This window comes from Paenibacillus sp. GM2FR (genome assembly GCF_002803325.1).
In the GTDB taxonomy this organism is placed as follows: Bacteria; Bacillota; Bacilli; order Paenibacillales; family Paenibacillaceae; genus Paenibacillus_AQ; species Paenibacillus_AQ lautus.
This window is the reverse complement of record NZ_MKZM01000010.1, coordinates 15765-37367: the sequence shown is the minus strand read 5'-3', so window position 1 is coordinate 37367 and position 21603 is coordinate 15765. Positions and strand designations below refer to the sequence as shown.

Here is a 21603-nt window from a genome sequence, read left to right as displayed (position 1 = left end):
AAGTCAGATCGTTTTCTTAGCCAGCCATGTGAACGTAGGATTGGCACATACCGGACAGCCCTGCTTCTTCAAATCCTCAATCGTGGAAAAATCACCCTGCACGCCCACCTGCAGCTCGCCCTGACATTGGATGCATCTGTAGGTTCGAAGCGTGCGCCTAACCTCGCCTGTGTAGAGCTCATCCTCGAAAGTGTCCGTCAAATGCGGCACCGTAAATTCCGTCGTTGTCAGCACGATCATCTGACTGCTATTGCCGATCATCTGCGCTCCTATATATTGATTGAAATGAAGCAGGACCTGTTTTACCGACAAACCCATACGGACGAATTCGCGCTGCATGGACCATGTGAAATCGGGAGATTTGTGGGCGAAGGAGAGAAAGATGGGGCATCCCTTCTCGCGTTTCAACGCGCTAATCCCTCTGGATAAGAACAGAGTCAGCCCTGGGAGCGTGTACGGCGGATCCGTGAAAAAGCAGTCATATTGCCCGTCCCAGCCCTCAGGCAAAGGCTGCCTGAGATCGATATGCCTGCATGTAACCGATAAGCCTTCTTTTGCAGCCGCGCCCTGGATAAACCGGAGGAATCGCTCATCGATATCCATTACGGTAATGTTGGCTCTCTGGTCCTCTGCGTTCGGGAACAGCCGTTTAAGCAGCAGGCCCAGCGAGATGCTCACGAGATCGTCATCGCCCACGCACAGGATGTTTTTCCCGATCAGGCTGTGCTCCCTCAGAGACAGAATCGCCCTCTTTAAACTCGTCTCTACCGTGCACTGGGATTGGTCGATCTGTACATCGACTTGGGGACGCAGCTCCAGAATCTCGGTAAGTCTTGCGAGCACATCCGACAGCTCAGTCCGCCAATCGGTGTCGCCGGCTAGTAGCTTTTGATACAAATCTGCATCGATTCCTCCGTATCCCAGCTGTTGTTCGACATAGAGCTTCCCGGCAGAGGTGCAGCGCACCCCCCGCTCTTGAATGAGAGCCCCTGCCTTGATGAGCTCCTTCTTGATCGCCGCAGCGACCGGAACCGGTAGATACGTATGACGTGCCAGCTCTTTGGTTGATATACCGGGCTGCATATAACTCGCTACCAGCAGCTGTTCGATCACCTGGACGCCCTCCTGCAGAGAAACCTTGGTTTTCACTTCTTCTATATAATGGATCATGTGATTCACGCTCTTTTCCTGAGATATGGTGTTGCCATTGCCCCTGGAAAAGAACACACGTGACCCCATACGTGCTGCGGTCATGAAAAAAGGACAGAAGTCTATGAACCATCGTCCACCTTCTGTCCCCCGAGCGGGAAGCCGTGCCCAGGGCACGGCTGTACAGTCAATATATAAGGGATGGCTGTTGTGTTCTTAACCAGGTGGACTCAAAGCCATCGCGCCATGACAAATAAACCTCACATAAAGTGGGTTTTTGCCGCAAAAAGCACAAGCCAGAGTCCTATACAATTTGGTTAGTTAAGAACACGCACCGACATCAAGACAGCTCCCCTATTTTCGATATGAATCCCGCCGACTAAAATCTGTTGGCCATAAAAATAACATCCTTCTTCACTTCAAAACCGTGTTTCCGATAGAAATCTTCCGCCGGAAGATCCTTTTCTGTAAGCAATACCATGCAATGAACGTGAACTGAACTTAAGTATGCCTTCATTCCGTTCATCAGTGCCGAGCCTAATCCGCTGCCCTGCAGATCGGTATCGATAAAATACTCCTGGATATAATATTCCTTACCGCTATACCAGCTCTTCGTATGACCAAAAGAGGCTCCCAGGATCTTGCCCTCCTGTTCGATAACAAATCCCAAAAACACCGGATTGTCCATGAATTCCGCGAGGTATTGCTGCACATGCAGCACGGAGTCCCACTGGTCAAACCAGGGTTCGCCGCTAAAGACCTTGAGCATCAGCTCCGAGCATGGTCCAAGGTCGGATTTGTCCATCAATCTAACATTCTGATTCGTCCCCATTAAGCCGCAACCTCCCATGATCTGTGAATGATATCGTAATCCCCGACAAACCTAGCCGTCCGGATCGTTATGATAGGAGCAAAGTCATTCCGACTCGACTCCTTACCTACTATCGGGTCATGGCTCACGTTCCTTTCCGTGGAGGGATCCAATCTTTCCGCCAAAATAGCGCGCGCCCGGTACAGTCGGGATTTCACCGTTCCTTCCGGTATCCCTACGATCTTGGCGATATGGCTAATCGGCATATCCCGGTAATAGTGAAGCTGAATAACCCTGCGTAAATCTTCTTCCAGATAAGTCACGGCCTCGTTAAGTTCGATCGCTTCATACGGCAGGACATCGGCACCCCCGTTGTCAGGTTCAACCTTACGCAGCCGCTGCTGGGAGCGCAGCAGTTGCAGGCATTCATGAATGAGAATACGGGACAGCCATGTTTTGAAATAAGCAGGCTCTTTCAAGGTAGGGATAGCGATGAAGGATTTATAAATCGCTTCCTGTACCGCATCCGCGCAATCCTCTTCCCGCTTCAGATACAAGCGGGCTAGTCCATACAAATTACGCTCGCAAGCGTGGATCAGCCGGCTAAAGGCTTCCCGATCCCCACGCTTGGCAAGCTGAACATCGCACTCTATATTGGATTTCTTGTTCAAGTTGGGAGACCTCCTTTGCAACACTTCCTTGGCCTTACATAAGTTAGATGCCTGAGAACGTGCTCAGGTTCACGTCAGTTCATCATTTCATAAAAAAAATTTCTTTATGATCCCCTTCATTTTCGCACAGTTCCGCTAATCATTTCCATATTGAATCAAATTCTCAAGAATCAATGATTTTAGTTTCAATAATGCGTTCGAAGACCATTAGCGCGTTAGTTGAATAAAAATGGTTCCAAAATCACTTTCCCTATGTGACCACTTTGTTGTGTTTCTATAATTGCTTTCTCATATTCCCGTAGACTAAAACGCGTTCTTGGTGCTTGAATAGTCAATTCCCCATCTATCACCAATTTGAATACATCACCAAAGGTTTCATGCCACCGAACATCGGAGATACCTTCTATCCATCTTTTAAGCCAATATGGTTTCACCCTGATATTAAAATGTTTTTGGTGTATCTGGGCCCAGTTCATTTGGGTTCCTGACATAAGACCGATACTTAAGACTGTGCCACCTGGACGGATACACTTAATCAGGTCGTGTCCATCTTGCCCGCCAATGCTATCAATACCCGCCGTTGCCCCCATCCCACAAGTCAAATCCAAAACTCGTTGGACAAGCAATTCTTTAGACGTGTCAATTACCGCCCAAGCACCAAGCGAATGCAGTTCCTGGGTATGGCTATCATTTCTTACAACCGCAATCAATCTGTATCCAAACACCATTGAAAATTGTGCGAGAATACGTCCTATTGCAGAACCGCAAGCATTTACAATTAACACATCCTCAGACTTTAACCGCAATTCTTCTGTACAAATAAGCCACGCTGTCATAGGGTTAATGTACATTTGGCTTGCTGTTTCGTTATCAATTTCAACGGGAACTTGAATTGCAAAATTGGCTTTCGTTTTCACGTACTGTTGCCAAGTTCCTTCACCACGAAGAGGCAGTACCCGTTTACCTAAAAGGGATGTTGTTACGGATGAACCAACAGCTTCAACAACACCAACCCCTTCATATCCTGGTACTGCTGGCAGCTGAATTCGATGTTTATAGGCACCCCGAATCGGAATTAGGTCAGAAGGATTAATTGGACTAAGAATCATTCGAACCACTATTTCGTCGTGCTGAAGTTGTTTATCGTCTACTCGTTGTTCTAATTCCAACACATCAAGAGGATGTCCAAACTTCTTATACTGTAAAGAAATAAACTCCTTAATGTGTATCACTCCTTACTGAATGATCCATTGGCAGCCCGTCAGTTATCCTTACTTGATGCTCAGATATTCTTTAATTCCATCGACAATAGCTTGAGCAGCTTTGTATTGTACGGTATTGGATAGCATTGCTTTTTCATCGGAGATATTACTCAGGAATCCAATTTCCAATAGGACAGCAGCCATTTTCGTTTCTCTAATGACTTGGAAACTTTTATCTTTCACACCGCGGTCTTTCAGCCCCATTGCTTTGATTAAGCGCTTGTGAATAGCGTTAGCCAGCTGTTTACTGCTGCTTCGCTGATAATAATAAGTCTCTGTACCATTGGCTTGAGGTGACTCAAGAACACTGTTTCCATGTATAGATACAAATACGTCGGCATTTAATGTATTGGCAAGCTGCACACGTTCTGTTCGGGTAGGGTACACATCACTATCGCGGGTCATCAATACTTCGATTTCAGGCTCCTTCAAAAGGAGTTCTTGCACTTTTAGAGATAAAGCAAGGTTAAAGTCTTTCTCATATTTATTAGAAATACTTATCGTCCCCGGATCGCTCCCTCCATGTCCAGGATCGATCACTACAATCTTTCTCCCCCGCTCACCTGCCAAGGGTTCTTGAATAGGAGATTCGAAATCGCCTGTATCATTTAAATCAATAATCAGTTGATCACCGATAAACTCATGATTAACTTGAATTATACTATCTCGATTCATTTCAATGACGATTCTGATTTGATCTGGATCACGATTAAATAACGAATATCTCACTTCCGATACATTGGGTTGACCACTAACATCCAACTTAGCCATAGATCCCGAGGCTAGTGGTTGAGATAAATCACCAAACGTTGTATTAGGTAAATCAATAACAATTCGATTAGGATCTTTTAAATTAGAAATAATCGGTGTAACAATCCCATTCATGCTTACAACAAGCTGGTTATTCAAAAAATTAATTTCGCTGATATGTGTTAACGATACTTGTTCACTGTTTTCTGAATGGGGAGTAGAAGCTTCCGTTTGTGCAGAATTATTGGTACTGGTTGTCAAATATACAATTTTATCCTTGTTGTCCCAGCTCACAGCGAGTCCCATCTGTTCACTTACGAAGCGTAGAGGAACCACTACACTTTGATTCAAAATTTGAGGTGCAACATCCAATAATATGGGCGTCTCAGCTACCCTCGCTTCTCTTTGGTCAACGTGTAAAGAGATTATCTTCGAGTTTTGTTGGATTGTTACAGAATGCGATTTTTGATCCCAATCCACACCAAACTTTAGATTCTCAGCAACAACACGAATCGGGACCATCACATGCTTATTAATCACTGTGACCTGGACATCAGAAGGCAAAATCACTTCCTGACCGTCTAATATGATCTTAGATTGGCCAGCTGCTGCATGACTCTGATCTGGTAAATTGATAAGAAAGAATAGGAATAAAATCATCAAGAGAATAGTTTTTTTCATCATGCACCTCTACTATGTTTCTTTTAGCTAATATTTTTAATACATTCTTAAAAAGTTAACTTGTTTATCTTCGATAAGGTTAGAGTAATTAAGCATAGTGCTGGCTATATGGACACAAAAATCCCACTTCATAATAGAAATGGGATTTTTGTCTGGTGATAAATTGTAGATGATTTAATTAGACAAACCAATTCTGAATGAGTTCTCTGTTATCACATGCAAGATTGTTCGGTTTTGTATAGAACATATACTATGACAATAACTACTATAGAGCTGGTTCATATATAAGACATCGTAACGTTTTTTCGGGATATCGCAATTCTGTTATATATTTGTTACCGTCTTCCAAGGCGATGGATATGGCTACAATACCGCGTTGATCATATTTGACATCCTCAATGAATGACGTATTTGTGATCGCACGAGTTTCACCCTGTTTCTCTCTTACTATAGTTTTAGCCGCATCGATCCAGCTGTGATCCTGTTTGATCTGCTCTTTCTTAGCCGCTGTAATGGGCGTTCTCTTATAGTTAGAATTGAAAATAGTGGTATCAATCACATTCCCCGTCAAGGAATCTATGAATACATCATACATGAAATAAGTTTCTCCGCTTGCTTGTAGTCTCTCCACATTGTAAGGTTGAAAAAGAACAAACCATTCCCCAATTTGCCCAGGGCCAAATTTATTGTATGATGTGGTTACTTTCAGTTTGGAGACATCGACATCAAACAGACGAGTTACGCTGTCATGAGCCTTTGCCAACGCATCTGCTTCACTTATATCTTTCGTATCGGGCTGGGGCTCGACGATCCGTTTGCTCAGAGCAAAATTCACTCGGGAGTGCCAATCAATATACTGCAATAATTCCTCATCTGTCAGAAGCCGCTCGGGATATACATAAGTTGCTTTACTAAGTTCTAAATAGAAACTATAATTCCCCTCTTTAAGGGGCAAAGGCTTTTGAGGACGAATACCTTCATAGTTATATTGTTCCTTCAATACCTTCAGCCTTTTAGCCTCCTGATCGGTCATTTTTCGGTTACTTGCTTCCGTTCCAACCTTAATGTCGTCAAAATAATGATAGATTTGTTGAATATCCTCGTCCGTCATCGTTTGTTCCAGATATTCCTTAACTGTCGTTGCCGGAATTGGCGCTTCTACCTTTAAAACTGGGATCTTGCTGTTTGCTAAAGTCATTTCAGGTATTCCTTGCTGCGTAGATTCCCCATACAGTTCAGGTACAGACGTGGGAACAAAATACAGGACAGCAAACGTGCTGGCTGCAAGCAATCCGCCAGAAATGGCGAATATAGCGAGAGTCGCCAGGACATTCTTTTTGTTCACAGTTAAAACCTCCACTTTTTATGTAGCTTGGCCGCCTATACATACCTTAATTTAAACATGTTATCGAGTTAGAAGCTTGTTGTTATGAAGTTGTAAATTAATTCGAATGGTTGTCCCAATATGTTCCTCGGATTTGAGAAACAACATCGCCTGATGCGCCTCCGCAATTTGACGACATAAAGATAAACCAAGCCCAGCTCCCCCATGTACTCTCGACCGGGCGTTGTCGACTCGATAGAATGGCTCAAATGCATGTTCCACTTGCTTGGCGCTCATACCTCTCCCAAAGTCGCGCACCTCCAGTACAGCTGTGGAATTCTGTTCATAAGCGAGAAGTCTGATTTCGGAACCCTCGGATGAAGCGTGAATTGAATTTTCAATGCAATTGATCAGAAAAGACGCTAGTAAATCACGATCCCCCCATACGCTGTCGAGTTCAACCTGCAGGACAAGTTCAATACCAGCCATCTCCAAATTATTGTGTTCCGTTCGCCGGACGGATTCAAACAGATCAACAACTGACACAGGTGTACGTTCTATCGGCTGGTGACTTAGGATGGAGAGATCCAGCAGCTTAAAGACCAGGTTTTTCAAGCGCAATGTTTCACTCCAGATATAACCGCTGGCCGTCATTCGTTCCTCCTCGCCAATGTTTGCGGAATTCAAATATTGGGCAAAGCCCTGCATGCTTGTCAGAGGGGTTCTCAATTCGTGAGCCAGGTTATCGACAATTCTTTGCTTTGCCTCAGCCATAGCAGAAAGCTCGCTTACATGACGTTCCACGGCTTCGGCCATTCGGTTGAAATTCTGGGCCAATTCCCCAAATTCGTCGTTGTTCTTTAAAGTCACCCGCTCACCATAATTTCCTTCTGCGATATTTTTGGTCGTATTGGATAATAACCGCAAAGGTTTTGTTAACTGTCGGATCAGGATAAACAGCAGAGCTATAAGAATTGGACTGGCAATAAAATTGATATAAACAAAATAACGATTTAATTCGGCTTGTTTGGCATATAACTCCTCGATATCTCGCCGGTATGTCAGCAAGAGGTGATCGTAAGGAGCTGGCAGCTCTTTGGATATGATAACTTTGCGCACCGTTTCTTCATCTGCTTGTTCATTTTGTATTACAGGCATGTCCTTTGTAGCAGACTCGTCGCTATAAACTAACTGTCCCCGATCCCACAGTTGTAAAGTGATTCCCTGTTGTCGATAATAATCTGCATAAGACCGTGCAACGTCAAATAATACGGCGTCGTTGATGGACATTCCCCGGGATTTTATGGAATTCAAATTTTCATAGATGTTGTTGGCAATTAATGCCTGCTCACTGGATGCCCTTTGAATCTCTCTTTCCATGTTAAGTTGCCAGCTTTTTTTCATAATCATAATTACGCTTATATCAAGGGTCAGAATGAATAAGATAAGCACTACTAGTAGTGTTTTCTGCCAAAATTGCATGCCTCACTCCTCCGATTCTAGACGGTAACCAAGCTTATATATCGTTTTTATGCGTTCTTCCCACCCTAGTTTTTTGCGAAGCTGGCTGATATGTACGTCCACGGTGCGGGTATCGCCTTCAAATTCATATCCCCAGGCAAGCTCCAACAGCTTTTCCCTGGACAACGCAATATTTCTGTTCTGAATCAAAACCTCCAATAGTTCAAACTCTCTTGCAGTCAATTCAACAAGTTGTCCGTTCTTGTAAATCTTCCGAGCCGCCAAACGGACATCTACCCCGTCCGCTATAAATCCGTCATGTTCCTGTGTGTTTCGACGTAAAACCACATTTATGCGTGCAAGCAGCTCCAAAATTTCAAAAGGTTTAATAATATAATCATCCGCGCCGAGTTCAAACCCTGTAATACGGTCATATAATGAATCTTTAGCGGTAATAAAAATAATTGGAACATTTAGATGCCGATTGCGTCTCATGAGCTCGAAACCGTCCAAACCGGGCAGCATAACGTCGAGCAAAATGAGATCAACCTTCTCCTGTTCCAGAATTGACTGCATCTCCACCCCATTGAAAGCTTTATAAAACTGATGCCCCACAAGCTTCAAATTCATTGTAATCAAGTCGCTAATCGGTTTTTCATCTTCAACCACCAATATTTTGGCCATCATTAATCCCCCATACATTGCATTGTTGAAATATTACAAGTTCTTAAGCTCCGTAGCTATGAAGATAGGATCTTCTCGCATGCCTAGTATAAGAATTATATCGATAAAATAAAAAATACGCGATTAACTTTGCCGGGCTGTTCATCTGTCTCATATAAAAAACACCGCAAGGTCATCGCCCTCACGGTGTCTCGTTCAGCCTATAAATCGTTCATATCATGAATTGCATGATTAGATCCGTTCTCATTCAATTCGTACCCTTATCCACATATCGTCCTTGCTCGGGAACGGCCAAACGGTCAAAGTCCCGGGCCAACCGCGCAAGCGAAGCTGTTAGCTCTTCGCCGCGCATGGAGACCCCGTGCCCAGTGACCAGAATTCCGGGATTCAGGCTTGCCAGGCGGCGAACCGATTCACGCGCCAGATCCCAGTCCGGGGTAAAATACATCGGCGGCCCGTGCAGCTCCTTCTCCTGCCCGATGACGGCAAGCGCTGACTCTTGCTTCACCGTAATGACCGCGTCTCCGGCCACGAGGACTCGATCCCGTTCACGAAAAAGGGAGATATGGCCTGGGCTATGACCCGGTGTCGGGATCCATTTGAATTCAGGAAGACCCGGCACGCTGCCGTCCTCCGGCAGAGGTTGTATCCTTGCGCCCAGATCGATGGCTTTGTTCGGATACATCGGGGCAACGCGGGCCATCAATCCGCCGCCTACGCTTGGATCTCCCGGTGGATAGTCTTCCTTTCCCGTGAGGTACGGCAGCTCATCCCGATGAGCATAGACGGGGACGTTCCAGCGATCGGCCAACTCCTTTACATTGCCCACATGGTCGAAATGGCCGTGTGTAAGCACGATGCAAACCGGCGGCTTTCCGAATCTTTTCTCAGCTTCTTCTACAATGGAGCCTTCGAAATTTCCGAGTCCCGTATCAATCAGTACCCAGTCTCCGGTTCCCGGCGTACCGACCATCTGGATGTTCACCATGACGGTACGCAAGGATAGAATATCCGGCGTAATCTCCTCGGGCTCTACTGCACCCGTCTTTAACATGCTGTGGTCATTCATTATGGAATCGCCCCCATTTCTCGTTGTAAGTGCTTCTTGTAATAACATACCCGTTTTGGCACTTTTCAACGAAGAAACGGTGATTTTTACTGAATGATTTTGTTGAGACGCTCCAGATAACGCCAGCGAGTAATAAAGAAATAAATGATCTGTATGCTCAGGAAGAATATGAAAATCTTCAAACTGTGCCCTACGATCGAGAAGTCTACCAGCTGCTGCAGGGCTACGAAGGCAACGCCGCTGTGAATAAGTGCAATCAGCATCGGCAGAAAGAACATAATGACAAGCTGCTTGGTAATGATGGTGCCAAGCTCTTTTTTGCTGAGACCGACCTTGGCTATCATGCGATACTGCTGTTCATCCCGGGCAAGATCCGCGTATAGCCGGAAATAAACAAAGCTTGCCGCGAAGGTGAAAAACACGATGCCGACCAAGCCGCTCACCATAAGCAGGATCCCGTTCTGCTGCTGGGCGCTTTTCCAATCCAAGTACAATGATTTTAGATAATAGCTGTAGTCTTCATTCTCCTTGAGACGATCCAAAATCGCTCTAGACACATCCCCTGTATTCTTCCAATCCTGTACGTAATACGTATGGTATGCCGCATAACCGTACTCCTGATCCTGTTGTGCCTGGAACGCATCCTCGTACAAACGGTCGGATACGACCAGCGTCTCGCCGTAGGTTGCCGGTACAGCAATGAACGTTTCAGCTTTGAGCACTTTTACGATTTCCGATTTCTTGCCGATTAATACTTCGAACTGATCATTCAAGGGACCATCAATTCGGTAGCTGTTCTTCTCCGTTACCGTTCCCGGAGTCAAGATCCCTTCAAGATCGCTCAATGTTTCTGCCGGGTAACCCAGCGACTGAATGAGACTGTTATATTCGCTCAGCTTAATCAGCTTCACCCCGTTATCCGAGAAAATCGGGGTAACCTCCGCTTCCTTGTAATCGAATCCGCTCTTTCTGAGCTCCTCCCTGATGATATCCAGATATCGATTCCCTCTGTCCGCATCCTCTTCATACATGGAATACGTAAAGGCATAAGGGTTCTCCATGGCCGACAGTCCCGGATCCCCGATCGCGAGCGTGGTACCGATCCCGGTAAAGGCAGATGCCGAAATGACCGATACGAGGAAGAACATCACCGCATTGTCCTTGATTCTGTACAGCAGCTCCGATATCGTCAGCAGATTGGTTCGACGGAAGAAAAATCGTTCCTTCTTCTGCAAGTACCGCATGAAGAACACGCTGAACTGGGTGAACAGAAAATACGTGCCGATGATGACGAATACAACGCCCCCAAGCAGCAGAAACAGATTGAAAATTTGAAGAATCGCAAAAACCATAACCATGCCGTATCCGGCACCAATCAACAGCACAGCCAGAACCGCCAGCCAAGGCGATGCTTTCGGCTGCGGCTTGGGGCTTTCCTCTGCTTTCACGAGCGCAAGCAGCGTACCCTTCCGCAGCATGAACGAGGAGAACAGCGCAATCAGCAGGAACAAAACGGCATAAGCCGCTGCCGTGATGATCAGCGATTGGAGCGGAAAATAAAACGGAAGTCCGGTATCCACAGCCAGCAGCTTGGCGCTGATTAACAGAATCAGCTTGGAGAACAGCATGCCCGTCCCAATCCCGGCAACGATCGCCGCAACGCCAATCAATATATTTTCGATAAACAGCATCCGGTTCAATTGCTTGCGGGACATGCCGAGAATCAGCAGAATGCCGAACTCCTTTTTCCGGACCTTGATGAAAGCCCCCACCGAATACAGCAGGAAGAAGAATGAAAAAACAAACACAATGTACTGGGATACCGTCATGCCCATCGTTCCCAGCATGGACATGGTACCGCTGGAGGAGACCAGGCCATCCTTCAGCTGCGGGTGAAACGACAGCAGCCCGTAAGTAAAGAAAATCATGACGGAGAAGGCACTGCTCAGGAAATGGGCAATATACGTGCGCTTGCTGCGCAGGACATTGTTAATGGCGAACTGGCGAAAATTCATGTCCGGAACCTCCCAGCAGCGATAACACATTGATGATTTTTTGATAGAAGGCCGACTGGCTCTCACCGTACGTGATTTCGTTGTACAACTGTCCGTCCTTGATAAACACCACCCGATTGCAGTAGCTTGCGGCAACCGGATCATGGGTGACCAGCAGCATCGTCACGTTGTCTTCCTTGTTTCTCCGGTCCATAATTTCCATGACGTCGCGCGCCGATTTGGAGTCCAGGTTCCCCGTCGGTTCATCGGCCAGAACCAGCTTCGGTACGTGGATCATAGCCCGTGCTACTGCTGTCCGCTGCGCCTGTCCCCCCGATATTTCATACGTTCGCTTGTCCAGAATGGATGTGATGCCCAGCTTCTCTGCCAATATGCCGACCCGGCGGTTCATCTCATCCAGATCCACGCCGTCCAGCGCCAAGGGCAGCAGGATGTTCTCCTTGACTGTCAGCGTATTCAGCAGGTTGAAGGACTGAAAGACAAATCCAAGCTCACGGCGGCGGAACATGGCCAGTTTATCCTGGGATAAACGGAACGGATCTTCCCCGCCGATGGTGATCTCCCCGGATGTGGGACGGTCGATGGTGGATATCATGTTAAGCAGCGTCGTTTTTCCGCTGCCGGAAGGCCCCATAATGCCAACGAATTCCCCTTCGTTGATGCTCAAATTGATATTGGAAAGCGCCTCGTGGGACACCGCGGCCTTATAGACCTTTCCCAGATTGCGCACGTTTAGAATTTCCATCTTGTAAACCTCACCTTCGTTATTTCAATCTTGTAAGGTTAGTGTATAGCATCCCCGGAGCTTCTCCTATCGATCACTCTTTCACCAATCTTACATCGGTGTAAGATTCATGCGCTAATGACAAACCTACAGCTGGATTACGCTAAGGCGATCTGAATGCGTCTTGTACGTTTCTCTAGGACGCTTCGAGTATGTCACTTATGCGCCTCTCTAGACTGCTTTCGATTACGTAACTTCTGTGCTTCTTTAGACCGCTCCAAGTACGTAACGTTCCTACGATCGCCGTTGCCTCCAAATTTTCTGAACGATTACACTGTGGTGAAAATTCGGGTGCAAAGGCGACCGCTTCGCTTCTTCGGAATCGTTTCGTCCTCTTTCGCTGGTGTGTGCCGATACCTACACAGATTTAAAACAAAAGAAATAACCTTATCTCAGGGCTTCATGATGATTTCAATAACCATCGTTTATCCGAGATAAGGTGCTATCATAAAGTATTTATGTGGATTACTGTACCGCTCCATAATCTAAGAATGACTTAAATGTTGTCTGATTGACCCTACTCGGCGCCTAAATCCATACTGTTATTTTAATTTTAAACAGCCAACAACCTTACTTAACATCATAAGACATCGCCAGTCAGACGCCAACAGGACTACTTGTCCCGAGTCTCACCCCGAGAAAATCAACCTCACGGTCGTTCCTCTCCCCGGCTCGGATTCCAGCTCGATTCGATGGTTCATTTTATGGACGACCTCCTTGACGAGATACAAGCCCATGCCGGTGGATTCCTTCAGCTTGCGCCCGTTTTCCCCGGTATAGAACGGATCGAACACCCGCTTCATGTCGGATTTGGGTATGCCCATCCCCCGGTCCGTGATCTCCAGCACAACATGGCGGCGATCCTCGCTCCGATGGGCTTGGATCGTCACTTTCAGCCCGGTACCGGCGGAATATTTGATGGCGTTGGACAGCAGCTGCAGCATGATGAACCGAAGCCACTTGGCATCCGTCTGGACGGTGAGATCCGAGTCTATTCGCACTTCCGGATACACATGGCTGTGAATAAAGTAGCGCTTGTTCTCGTGGACCGTTTCGACTGCAATCTGATGAAGCTTCACGGGCTCCACGCTGAAATCCTGTTCAAAGGTTTCGAGCCTGGACATGTAGAGCACCATCTCCAGCCCGCGCCGAATCCGATCAGACTCTTCGGATATACTCTTGAAGGAATCGTTATCATCCTCTTGCGTGATCATCTCAATGACGGACAGCGGCGTTTTCATCTGATGCACCCATTGATTCATGAAGATCATATGCTCTTTCCGTCGGCGCTCCCACTCTTCCATGACCGTGCGGTATTGACGGTACTGCTCTTCCATCAGCTCGCTAAGGGCCGTAGGCAGTGGGGCCGATTCATTATGCTTGATCGATTCCTCCAGCGACCTGATGGGCTGTGACAGCCGCTCATAAAAATCCCGGTGCGTGAAATACCGGAATGCCAGGTATCCGCCCAGAATGGTCAGACCGAGGAATACCGCATAAGCCGCTGTCACCGGATGATCATAACCGTCATACCAGAATACGAGCAGCACCACGAACAACGCGGCGACCGTAAATAAAATCAAGGGCAGTTGCTCACGCCAAAACAGCTTTTTCATAGCCTTACCTTACCTCTTCCAAACCGTGTGCAGCCGATACCCGGAGCCGCGGATCGTTTCCAGCGCATTCTCAATCCCTAACTCCGCAAGCCGTTTGCGCACCCGGTTAATATTCACGCTGAGCGTATTATCGTCAACGAACGTATCATCCCACAGCTTCTCCAGAATCGTCTCGCGCGTCACAAGCCGGGGGCTCCGGCTCAGCAGCGTTTCCAGAAGGATTGTTTCTTTTTTCGTGAGTATGGATGTCCGGTCCTCGAGAATCAGTTCCATCCGTTCGGGATACAGGACCAGCCCGTCCTTCTCCACCGTACGCTCGGCGGATGCTGCCGCATAATCGCCATATACGCGGCGCAGCTGGCTGTGGATTTTGGCGATGACGATATCATAAGCAAACGGCTTGGTGATATAATCATCGGCGCCGTTCTCCAGCGCCCGTAACTGATCGGGGGTCCCGTTCCGAGCGGATATGAAAATAATCGGACAGGTGGATACCGATCTGATCTGCCGGCACCAATAATATCCGTCAAAGCTTGGCAGATTCACGTCAAGCAGAACGACATGCGGCTTTATCTCGTGGAATTGCTCCAGCACATGATCGAAATCCTCGATGATTTTCCCATCATTTCCGTACCGTTCGATATGCGATTGCAGCAGCCCCGCCAGCTTGGGGTCATCCTCAACAATCATAATTTTGTACATCCGTTCTCCCTCCATGAAGCGTCAGGCCGCCCTTTCCCTTCCGAGAAGAATTTGCCTGATGGTTTATGATTCACTAACGATAGCCGCTTCAAAAAAGTTGGTCCCGTCCGGCGATATGCCCTGTACGTACACCCGATTGTTCTCTTCGACCGAACGTCTGATCAGCATCGTATCCTTCAGCCTGGCCTCGTTATGATATGTAATCTTGAAGCCGGTCACCTGCCCTTCCCGAAGCTCCTGCACATCCAGCACGTCAAAGCACAGGTCTGCATAACGGGCATTATTCAAATGACCATTCGTATCGATTCCACTGTACCGGACCATATACGTGTACGCCTCATCCAGCTGTACTCCTTCCGGCAATACGGCTTTGCTCGGCAGTTCTCCAACCGTTTCCTGACCGATCGGCACCTCGAATGGAAACATGGACGGACGCAAAATTTTCCGTTTATGAATATCCACGAGCGCCCATACCGAGCGGGCTTCGCCCAGCATTTCGCCATCGCCGTTCTTTATTCGATAATCCCGATGCCACAGCGCTCCTTTAGACCCGCGGCTCCAAGTGTCAACATATACGGTTTCCATATCCCTTGGCATCCGCTGCATATTAAGCTCCAGTGTAATCAGCATCCAGCCCATTCCCCGCTCGATCATCTCCTCGCGACTAATCCCGAGCGCCTCAATATGCCGGTCAGCCGCTCTTTGCAAAATACTGAGCAGCGAAGACCAACGGCAATCCCCTTTAAAATCTGCATCAACCGATTGAATCGTATATTCTTCTATCCATTTCTCAACCATGCGTCCCATGCCAGCTCCTTTATTATTTTCAACCTCAGAATAATTCAAGCATAATCAAAAGCCCCGCATTTATCAAAGAATGTCATGGTATTTCGACTACTGGAAAAAAGTGATTTCATCATCATCCGGTTTAAAAGTCACGTCTTTGGTTAATAGTAAGGCACAAACAACTATAACTTATACGAGGTGATAAACAATGAGTTTTCTTTGGTCATTAATCGTTGGTGGTATCATTGGTTGGATTGCAGGCTTGATTATGGGCAGAGACATTCCCGGCGGTATCATCGGTAACATCATTGCTGGTTTTGTCGGTGCTTGGCTGGGTGGACTTCTGCTTGGATCTTGGGGACCGGAAATGGGAGGATTCTTCATCCTACCTGCTCTGATCGGCGCCGTCGTGCTTGTCTTTATCGTCAGCCTGATCATGGGTTCGATGAGACGCGGCCGTTCCTAACTTGATTGACCTGGATTCTTGGCTTTCATGATGCGAGTTACCGGCAACTGCACGATCCAGATCACCCAACGGTATTCGCGAATGAACCGATAAAATCCACAACAAAACAGGGTGACCTATTTGCCATCATGGCGGTAGGTCACCCTGTTTTTACATGCTCCCCTTTCTTTTTTAAGTAAGAGGAAGTCCTTGCTTCTTCGCATAATTGCCCCAATGCGGCCTGCGTCCGTCGATGTCGCTAAACCCGTATTCATCCGATAAATCCCAGCTGGTTAGCGCCTTGCCGCTCTTGTCGGCAACACTGGGGTCGGCTGCAAGCGCCGCAATGCCCTGCGCCAGGAAATAGGGGGTCTCCGACTCGATGAAATGCGGATCTTGCGCTGCGGCATCCTGCCAATTGTCTTCCGTCACGCCAAAGTGATCCAGCATTTGTTCGGAACGCAAAAATCCCGGCGTAACGGACAGTGCCGTTACCTGATAGGGACGCAACTCCTCCGCCATGGCTGCAGCCAGGTGGATCGCCGAAATTTTTGCCAGGCTATAATACAAGTTCCCGCGATATCGATACGTAGATCCATCCGTAACCTCAATGACCAATCCCCCACCGTTCTCCACCATAAGCGGAACACCGTAATAACTGGTGATCATGTGCGTGGTAACCGCTCGTTCCTGCATCAGCAATCCATCGGACAGAAACTGCTCCCAGAACGGGATATTCCAGTGCGTGAGGTTCTCGCCTCCCCATATATCATTGACAAGGATGTCAAGCCGTCCTTGCTGCTCCTCACGAATCCGTTCAAACAATGCCTTTACTTGCTCCTCCACCGTATGGTCACATTGCACGGCGATGCCGATTCCGCCTCGCTCTGTCACCATATCCGCCGTGTCGTCAATCGTCTCGGACCGCTTGATATCCGATACCTGACCCCGTACGCTCCGTCCTGTGCAATAAACCGTTGCCCCAGCGGCGCCCAGCATCACCGCAATGGCGCGGCCAGCCCCTCGGGTGGCTCCGGCAACAACGGCTACTTTTCCTTGTAATGGCTTATGATCATTCTTATTCATAGCGAGACCTCCAACCTGTATACTGAATGTTCTCAACATCCTTATCGTATCAGTCATATATGACATCCCTTGTCTTATATCAGTGCTACAATACAATTATCTTCTACAGATATTAAAGAGGTGACATGACTTGAGGGCGGATCGTCTATTGTCCATTATGCTGATGCTCCAGAACGGAGGTAAGAAGAATACCCGGTATTTGGCGGAGCAGCTCGAGGTATCGGAACGAACGATCATACGCGATATGGAAAGCTTAAGCTCGGCGGGTATTCCCGTCTATGCGGAAAGAGGCTCCCTCGGCGGTTGGGTGCTGGAGGAGAGCTATCGAACGAACCTGACCGGGATGACGCCTGACGAGCTTATCTCCCTCCTAGTCTCCAGTCACAGCCCGCTGATCGGGGATTTGGGAATCCGCAAGCAGTTTGATGCAGCATATCAGAAATTGTTGGCCTCTTCCCCGCGCTCCATTCGGCAGGATGCCGAAATTATTCGGGAGAAAATCCATATTGATGGCGCAGGCTGGCACTCCTACCATGAATCCCATCCGTATCTTACCGTGCTTCAGGAGGCACTATGGCTGGATCGTATCATCCGAATACAATATATGAAGGGGGAGGAGCGGGCCGAAAGAATCATTCATCCGCTGGGGCTGGTTGCCAAACGCAGCACCTGGTATGTGGTCGCGGAATCCGAAGGCGAGCTGCGAACTTACCGTGTATCGAGAATCGTGGATGCCGTCATGTCCGAGGATACCTTCGAGCGCCCGGCTGATTTTAATCTAGCTGAGTATTGGGAGGAGTCGCTGGCACGGTTCATGCAGAATCTCCCGCAGTATCCGGCACAGGTTCGAATGACCGTTTCTCTGATCAAACGCTTTGAGCGGGAGCGATACGTAAAAATAATCCGGTGCGACTTGGAAAGCCAGTACGACGGATGGGTTGAGGCCGATTTGGAATTCAACACCTTGGAATCGGCTTCGGCATTTCTTCTAAGCTGCGGAGCGGAAATCGAGGTGATTGCTCCACAGGAGCTGCGCGAGCATGTCAGCACAGCGGCAAAAGCCATTTCACGGCTATATGAATAGATCATAAGAAAAACGCCTACCGACGTACTTTCTCAGTTGACAGACCGCAGTTAGAGGAAGTTTTTCTTGCGATATCAGGAAGCCCACCTTCAAAGTTTATACTTTCTGATATCTATAAGAAAAACACCTACCGACGTACTTTCTCAGTTGACAGACCGCAGTTAGAGGTAGTTTTTCTTGCGATATCAGGAAGCCCACCTTCAAAGTTTATACTTTCTGATATCTATAAAAAAGCACCCGGCAAACGCCCCGAAAATGGAGGCTTGCCTGGTGCTTTTTGGTTCGTTGATATGAGCCATCATTATTGAATGGTGTGGAGAGGCTTTAGGTTGGCTTCAATCTGTTCCCGCTTCGGCTCCAGGAACGGCGGCAGCGCAAGGGATTCGCCGAGATGATCAATATGCTCATCCGTGTCAAAGCCCGGACCGTCGGTGGCCACCTCGAACAGAATACCGTTAGGTTCCCGGAAATACAAGGAACGGAAGTAGAAGCGATCGACAAATCCCGAATTCGAAAATCCAACATCGCCAATCCGATCAATCCAGGACCGAAGCTCCTCCTCGTCCTCGACGCGGAATGCAACGTGATGAACGCCGCCCCGGCCAAGCCGTTCCTGCGGAAGATCCGTTCGTTCCTCCACGTGCACTTCCGCTCCCGTACCGCCTTCTCCTGTCTCAAAGACCAGGATATCCGGCTGCCCGTCAACTGGCGAAGCATAGTGCCCTTTGTAGCGGAAGCCCATCAGCTCCGTCAATACCTTCACAGTCTGCACCGGATTAGGCACGGTCAGCTGCACCGGGCCTAATCCGATGATGGCGTATTCCGCCGGAACCGGTCCCTTTTCCCATGGGATGCCCCCAGGAACTCCCTCATTATGTTCATCCGAAACCAGAATGATGCGCTGCCCCTCGAAATCCCTGAAGAGAAGTGTTAATCGGCCGGCACGTTCCTTGATCTCCTCGCGTTCTACCCCGTGTTCATCCAGCCGCCGGGTCCAGTATTCCAAAGCGCGGTCGCTGGGCACGCGCAGGGATGTTGCCGAAATGCTGTTGTTTCCCTCACGGGTCCGGCCGGCCATCGGAATTTCGAAGAAGGTAAGCTCCGTCCCGGGGTTTCCTTTTTCGTCGCCGTAAAACAGATGGTAGACCGATACATCGTCCTGGTTCACCGTTTTCTTAACCAAACGCATGCCAAGCACCTTTGTATAAAATTCGAAGTTGCGCGAAGCCGCAGCCGTTAACGCGGATACGTGATGAATTCCTTTAAACTTCATGACTTCAACCTCCATCTATATGATTTATTCGTCATAAACGAAACCATTTGAACCCTTCTAGGCACCTGTCCTGTTTGGATAAACGCCTTATTCGAAAAGCTGCTTCATCCTTGATTCTTTAACTTATCTTGTGTTTCTGGTGCTTAATCTCAGTTTAGTATTTAAACCTTAAATCGTCAAGTCTTAATATTAAGATATTCAAAATAAAAATAACAGAACTCCCTTTTTCCCTGATCAAACCGGAAAAAATGGATCTGTTATTCATTCCCTGCTGTACTGAAACCTATCCTCATAGGATTGGCCCATTAACACCACGAACAAGGCATAAGCCTCTTTATGTCTTGGATATCGCCTCTTCTCGATACTCGGAGGGCGTTTTCCCTGTTATTTTCTTGAATACCTGCGTGAAATATCGAGGATCCTGATACCCTACCAGCGGCGCTACCTGGTATACCTTCACATCCGTATTCAGCAAAATGCTCTTGGCCTTCTCGATCCGGCATTCCGTTAAGTACTCCAGAAACGTATATCCCGTTGTGGCCTTAAACAGGGTACAGAAATGGCTGATGCTCAAATCCGCCAGCTCCGAAACCTCTTCAATGCTGAGATCCTTCTGATAATTTTCCGCGATATAATCCTTGGCCTTGCCCATAACGGCCTGGACATTGTCCTTGGCCTGCCCCGACCGGCTCTCGGCAATCCATTTGCTGAAATGGCTTTTAATGACATCCATCAGCTGCTGAAGGGTGCCGGATGCATGAAGCTCCTGCAGCAATTCCTCCAGCGACCACTCAAACAGCACCTTCATATGCTCAAACTGCCGATACAGCACAACGCTCATCTCCAGCAGCACCCGCTCGGTCATTTCCCGGCTGAAGGCATGATCCTCGATATAAGCCTTGGTCTCGTCAAAAAGCTCCAGCAGCCGCTCCTTGTGAAGCGTGCGGATGCTTTCCACCATGAGCGACTCGAGATGCTTCGGATACTTCGCTTCGCTGGCCGTTTCCATGACGGAATCGGGAGTCCCGACAAACACCCCCTCTTCCCCGGAATAGAACCGCTGGTATAACGCGCGGACCGCCGTCTCATAAGCCGTTCCCAAGCGGTCAATCCCCGCCATACTGGGACTGAAGCCAACCGAGCAGGACAGCTTCGTGTTCCGCTTGATCAATTGCACCAGATCCCGGCCGATGACCTCCTGCCGCTCCCTCGTCAGGTTCGGAAACAGCAGCACCCATTCCCCGCTGCGGAAAGGAAATACCGTTAACCCGCCATGCTGCAAGGACCATTCCTCAAGGACGTTCCGTACGGCAAACAGCCACAGGCGCTTCTCGTCCATGCTCCATGACTCGTTAAGCCGCAAGTAATGATCCAATTGAATGACGGCCATCGTGTATCCATGCTCCAGCTCGCTGTCCTCCAGCCACTGCATATGCTGCAAGGGGCTTCGGTTCCCCTCAATAAATTCCGTCAGCATCCGCTCCCGGGCCAGCAGCGATAGAACCTTGATCGAGTGCAGCATTTGGTCATCCGCAATCTGCTTCTCCAGGGCTCTGGCCGCCTTGGCTATCGTCTCCGTCAGCTCATCATGATCGATCGGCTTCAGCAAGTAATCGAATGCCCCTTCGCGCAGCGCTTCCCTTGCGTATTCGAATTCACCGTACCCGCTTATAAAAATAATAATCCGCCGTGCCTGATCCGCCTTCAGCTCCTTCATGAGCGTAATGCCATCCATTCCCGGCATCCGAATATCGCTGATGATCATATGCGGCGACACTTCACGCGCCAGCTTCAGAGCGCTGTCCCCTGTCTTAGCCTCCCCTACGACTTCCAGATCCAGCTCATCCCAGGGAATGGCTGCCCTTAGACTGCGCAGAATGATCGGCTCATCATCAACCAGAATGACTCTGAATTTACCGTCCGATCCGCCCATGATGTTCCCCCTTGTCT

General features: G+C 48.2%; 19 protein-coding genes. 2 read left to right on the top strand and 17 right to left on the bottom strand.

What is annotated here, in order from left to right:
• Positions 1 to 3: 3 nt before the first annotated feature.
• The 14 genes from PAEVO_RS25340 to PAEVO_RS25275 form a co-directional block, all read right to left on the bottom strand.
• Entirely contained in the window at positions 4 to 1170 is a 1167-nt protein-coding gene (locus tag PAEVO_RS25340; protein WP_100540288.1) for a bis-aminopropyl spermidine synthase family protein, read from the bottom strand.
• A gap of 358 nt (positions 1171 to 1528) precedes the next feature.
• A complete protein-coding gene (locus PAEVO_RS25335) occupies positions 1529 to 1981 on the bottom strand; it encodes a GNAT family N-acetyltransferase (RefSeq protein WP_243390932.1) in 453 nt (150 codons plus the stop codon).
• The gene (locus PAEVO_RS25330) at positions 1981 to 2631 is read right to left on the bottom strand and encodes a sigma-70 family RNA polymerase sigma factor (protein ID WP_100540286.1); all 651 of its coding nucleotides are present in this window, start codon (positions 2629 to 2631) and stop codon (positions 1981 to 1983) included. The genes PAEVO_RS25335 and PAEVO_RS25330 overlap by 1 nt, the downstream gene beginning before the upstream one ends.
• Before the next feature lie 215 nt (positions 2632 to 2846).
• Positions 2847 to 3803, bottom strand: a complete 957-nt coding sequence (locus PAEVO_RS25325) for a zinc-dependent alcohol dehydrogenase family protein (protein ID WP_279300480.1) — start codon at positions 3801 to 3803, stop codon at positions 2847 to 2849.
• A gap of 99 nt (positions 3804 to 3902) precedes the next feature.
• Positions 3903 to 5324, bottom strand: coding sequence for an N-acetylmuramoyl-L-alanine amidase family protein (locus tag PAEVO_RS25320; protein WP_100540284.1), 1422 nt, complete (start codon positions 5322 to 5324; stop codon positions 3903 to 3905).
• A 265-nt stretch (positions 5325 to 5589) separates the two neighbouring features.
• Positions 5590 to 6669, bottom strand: coding sequence for a hypothetical protein (locus PAEVO_RS25315; RefSeq protein WP_100540283.1), 1080 nt, complete (start codon positions 6667 to 6669; stop codon positions 5590 to 5592).
• Between the two features lie 60 nt (positions 6670 to 6729).
• Complete coding sequence (locus tag PAEVO_RS25310) at positions 6730 to 8130, bottom strand: sensor histidine kinase (RefSeq protein WP_100540282.1); 1401 nt, start codon at positions 8128 to 8130, stop codon at positions 6730 to 6732.
• A gap of 3 nt (positions 8131 to 8133) precedes the next feature.
• On the bottom strand, positions 8134 to 8793 hold the full coding sequence (locus PAEVO_RS25305; protein ID WP_100540281.1) for a response regulator transcription factor: 660 nt from the start codon (positions 8791 to 8793) through the stop codon (positions 8134 to 8136).
• Between the two features lie 247 nt (positions 8794 to 9040).
• Complete coding sequence (locus PAEVO_RS25300; RefSeq protein WP_100540280.1) at positions 9041 to 9862, bottom strand: MBL fold metallo-hydrolase; 822 nt, start codon at positions 9860 to 9862, stop codon at positions 9041 to 9043.
• A gap of 86 nt (positions 9863 to 9948) precedes the next feature.
• Complete coding sequence (locus tag PAEVO_RS25295) at positions 9949 to 11877, bottom strand: FtsX-like permease family protein (protein WP_100540279.1); 1929 nt, start codon at positions 11875 to 11877, stop codon at positions 9949 to 9951.
• Positions 11852 to 12622 (bottom strand): ABC transporter ATP-binding protein, encoded by a 771-nt coding sequence (locus PAEVO_RS25290; RefSeq protein ID WP_100540278.1) that lies wholly within the window; start codon positions 12620 to 12622, stop codon positions 11852 to 11854. Before PAEVO_RS25290 ends, PAEVO_RS25295 begins: the two co-directional genes overlap by 26 nt.
• A 668-nt stretch (positions 12623 to 13290) precedes the next feature.
• The gene (locus PAEVO_RS25285; RefSeq protein WP_100540277.1) at positions 13291 to 14277 is read right to left on the bottom strand and encodes a sensor histidine kinase; all 987 of its coding nucleotides are present in this window, start codon (positions 14275 to 14277) and stop codon (positions 13291 to 13293) included.
• A 9-nt stretch (positions 14278 to 14286) separates the two neighbouring features.
• Entirely contained in the window at positions 14287 to 14979 is a 693-nt protein-coding gene (locus PAEVO_RS25280; protein ID WP_100540276.1) for a response regulator transcription factor, read from the bottom strand.
• A 63-nt stretch (positions 14980 to 15042) separates the two neighbouring features.
• On the bottom strand, positions 15043 to 15777 hold the full coding sequence (locus tag PAEVO_RS25275; protein WP_347708148.1) for an acyl-[acyl-carrier-protein] thioesterase: 735 nt from the start codon (positions 15775 to 15777) through the stop codon (positions 15043 to 15045).
• Between the two features lie 196 nt (positions 15778 to 15973).
• Here PAEVO_RS25275 and PAEVO_RS25270 point away from each other — a divergent pair, with 196 nt between their 5' ends.
• Positions 15974 to 16231 (top strand): GlsB/YeaQ/YmgE family stress response membrane protein, encoded by a 258-nt coding sequence (locus tag PAEVO_RS25270; protein ID WP_006208269.1) that lies wholly within the window; start codon positions 15974 to 15976, stop codon positions 16229 to 16231.
• A gap of 171 nt (positions 16232 to 16402) precedes the next feature.
• Here the strand turns inward: PAEVO_RS25270 and PAEVO_RS25265 are convergent, their stop codons facing one another.
• The gene (locus PAEVO_RS25265; protein WP_100540274.1) at positions 16403 to 17296 is read right to left on the bottom strand and encodes an SDR family oxidoreductase; all 894 of its coding nucleotides are present in this window, start codon (positions 17294 to 17296) and stop codon (positions 16403 to 16405) included.
• A gap of 130 nt (positions 17297 to 17426) precedes the next feature.
• On the opposite strand from PAEVO_RS25265, the gene PAEVO_RS25260 reads away from it, so the two are divergent.
• Entirely contained in the window at positions 17427 to 18380 is a 954-nt protein-coding gene (locus tag PAEVO_RS25260) for a helix-turn-helix transcriptional regulator (RefSeq protein WP_100540273.1), read from the top strand.
• 301 nt (positions 18381 to 18681) lie between these two features.
• Here the strand turns inward: PAEVO_RS25260 and PAEVO_RS25255 are convergent, their stop codons facing one another.
• Positions 18682 to 19653, bottom strand: a complete 972-nt coding sequence (locus tag PAEVO_RS25255) for a ring-cleaving dioxygenase (protein WP_100540272.1) — start codon at positions 19651 to 19653, stop codon at positions 18682 to 18684.
• Positions 19654 to 19987: 334 nt separating this feature from the next.
• Positions 19988 to 21586, bottom strand: coding sequence for a response regulator transcription factor (locus tag PAEVO_RS25250; protein WP_100540271.1), 1599 nt, complete (start codon positions 21584 to 21586; stop codon positions 19988 to 19990).
• Positions 21587 to 21603 lie beyond the last annotated feature (17 nt).

What these genes read in the sequence shown, in the direction of transcription:
- PAEVO_RS25340 (WP_100540288.1), bottom strand. Translation starts at nt 1,170, where the DNA reads ATGATCCATTATATAGAAGAAGTGAAAACCAAGGTTTCTCTGCAGGAG.
- PAEVO_RS25335 (WP_243390932.1), bottom strand. Translation starts at nt 1,981, where the DNA reads ATGGGGACGAATCAGAATGTTAGATTGATGGACAAATCCGACCTTGGA.
- PAEVO_RS25320 (WP_100540284.1), bottom strand. Translation starts at nt 5,324, where the DNA reads ATGAAAAAAACTATTCTCTTGATGATTTTATTCCTATTCTTTCTTATC.
- PAEVO_RS25310 (WP_100540282.1), bottom strand. Translation starts at nt 8,130, where the DNA reads ATGCAATTTTGGCAGAAAACACTACTAGTAGTGCTTATCTTATTCATT.
- PAEVO_RS25305 (WP_100540281.1), bottom strand. Translation starts at nt 8,793, where the DNA reads ATGGCCAAAATATTGGTGGTTGAAGATGAAAAACCGATTAGCGACTTG.
- PAEVO_RS25300 (WP_100540280.1), bottom strand. Translation starts at nt 9,862, where the DNA reads ATGAATGACCACAGCATGTTAAAGACGGGTGCAGTAGAGCCCGAGGAG.
- PAEVO_RS25295 (WP_100540279.1), bottom strand. Translation starts at nt 11,877, where the DNA reads ATGAATTTTCGCCAGTTCGCCATTAACAATGTCCTGCGCAGCAAGCGC.
- PAEVO_RS25290 (WP_100540278.1), bottom strand. Translation starts at nt 12,622, where the DNA reads ATGGAAATTCTAAACGTGCGCAATCTGGGAAAGGTCTATAAGGCCGCG.
- PAEVO_RS25285 (WP_100540277.1), bottom strand. Translation starts at nt 14,277, where the DNA reads ATGAAAAAGCTGTTTTGGCGTGAGCAACTGCCCTTGATTTTATTTACG.
- PAEVO_RS25280 (WP_100540276.1), bottom strand. Translation starts at nt 14,979, where the DNA reads ATGTACAAAATTATGATTGTTGAGGATGACCCCAAGCTGGCGGGGCTG.
- PAEVO_RS25275 (WP_347708148.1), bottom strand. Translation starts at nt 15,777, where the DNA reads ATGGTTGAGAAATGGATAGAAGAATATACGATTCAATCGGTTGATGCA.
- PAEVO_RS25270 (WP_006208269.1), top strand. Translation starts at nt 15,974, where the DNA reads ATGAGTTTTCTTTGGTCATTAATCGTTGGTGGTATCATTGGTTGGATT.
- PAEVO_RS25265 (WP_100540274.1), bottom strand. Translation starts at nt 17,296, where the DNA reads ATGAATAAGAATGATCATAAGCCATTACAAGGAAAAGTAGCCGTTGTT.
- PAEVO_RS25255 (WP_100540272.1), bottom strand. Translation starts at nt 19,653, where the DNA reads ATGAAGTTTAAAGGAATTCATCACGTATCCGCGTTAACGGCTGCGGCT.
- PAEVO_RS25250 (WP_100540271.1), bottom strand. Translation starts at nt 21,586, where the DNA reads ATGGGCGGATCGGACGGTAAATTCAGAGTCATTCTGGTTGATGATGAG.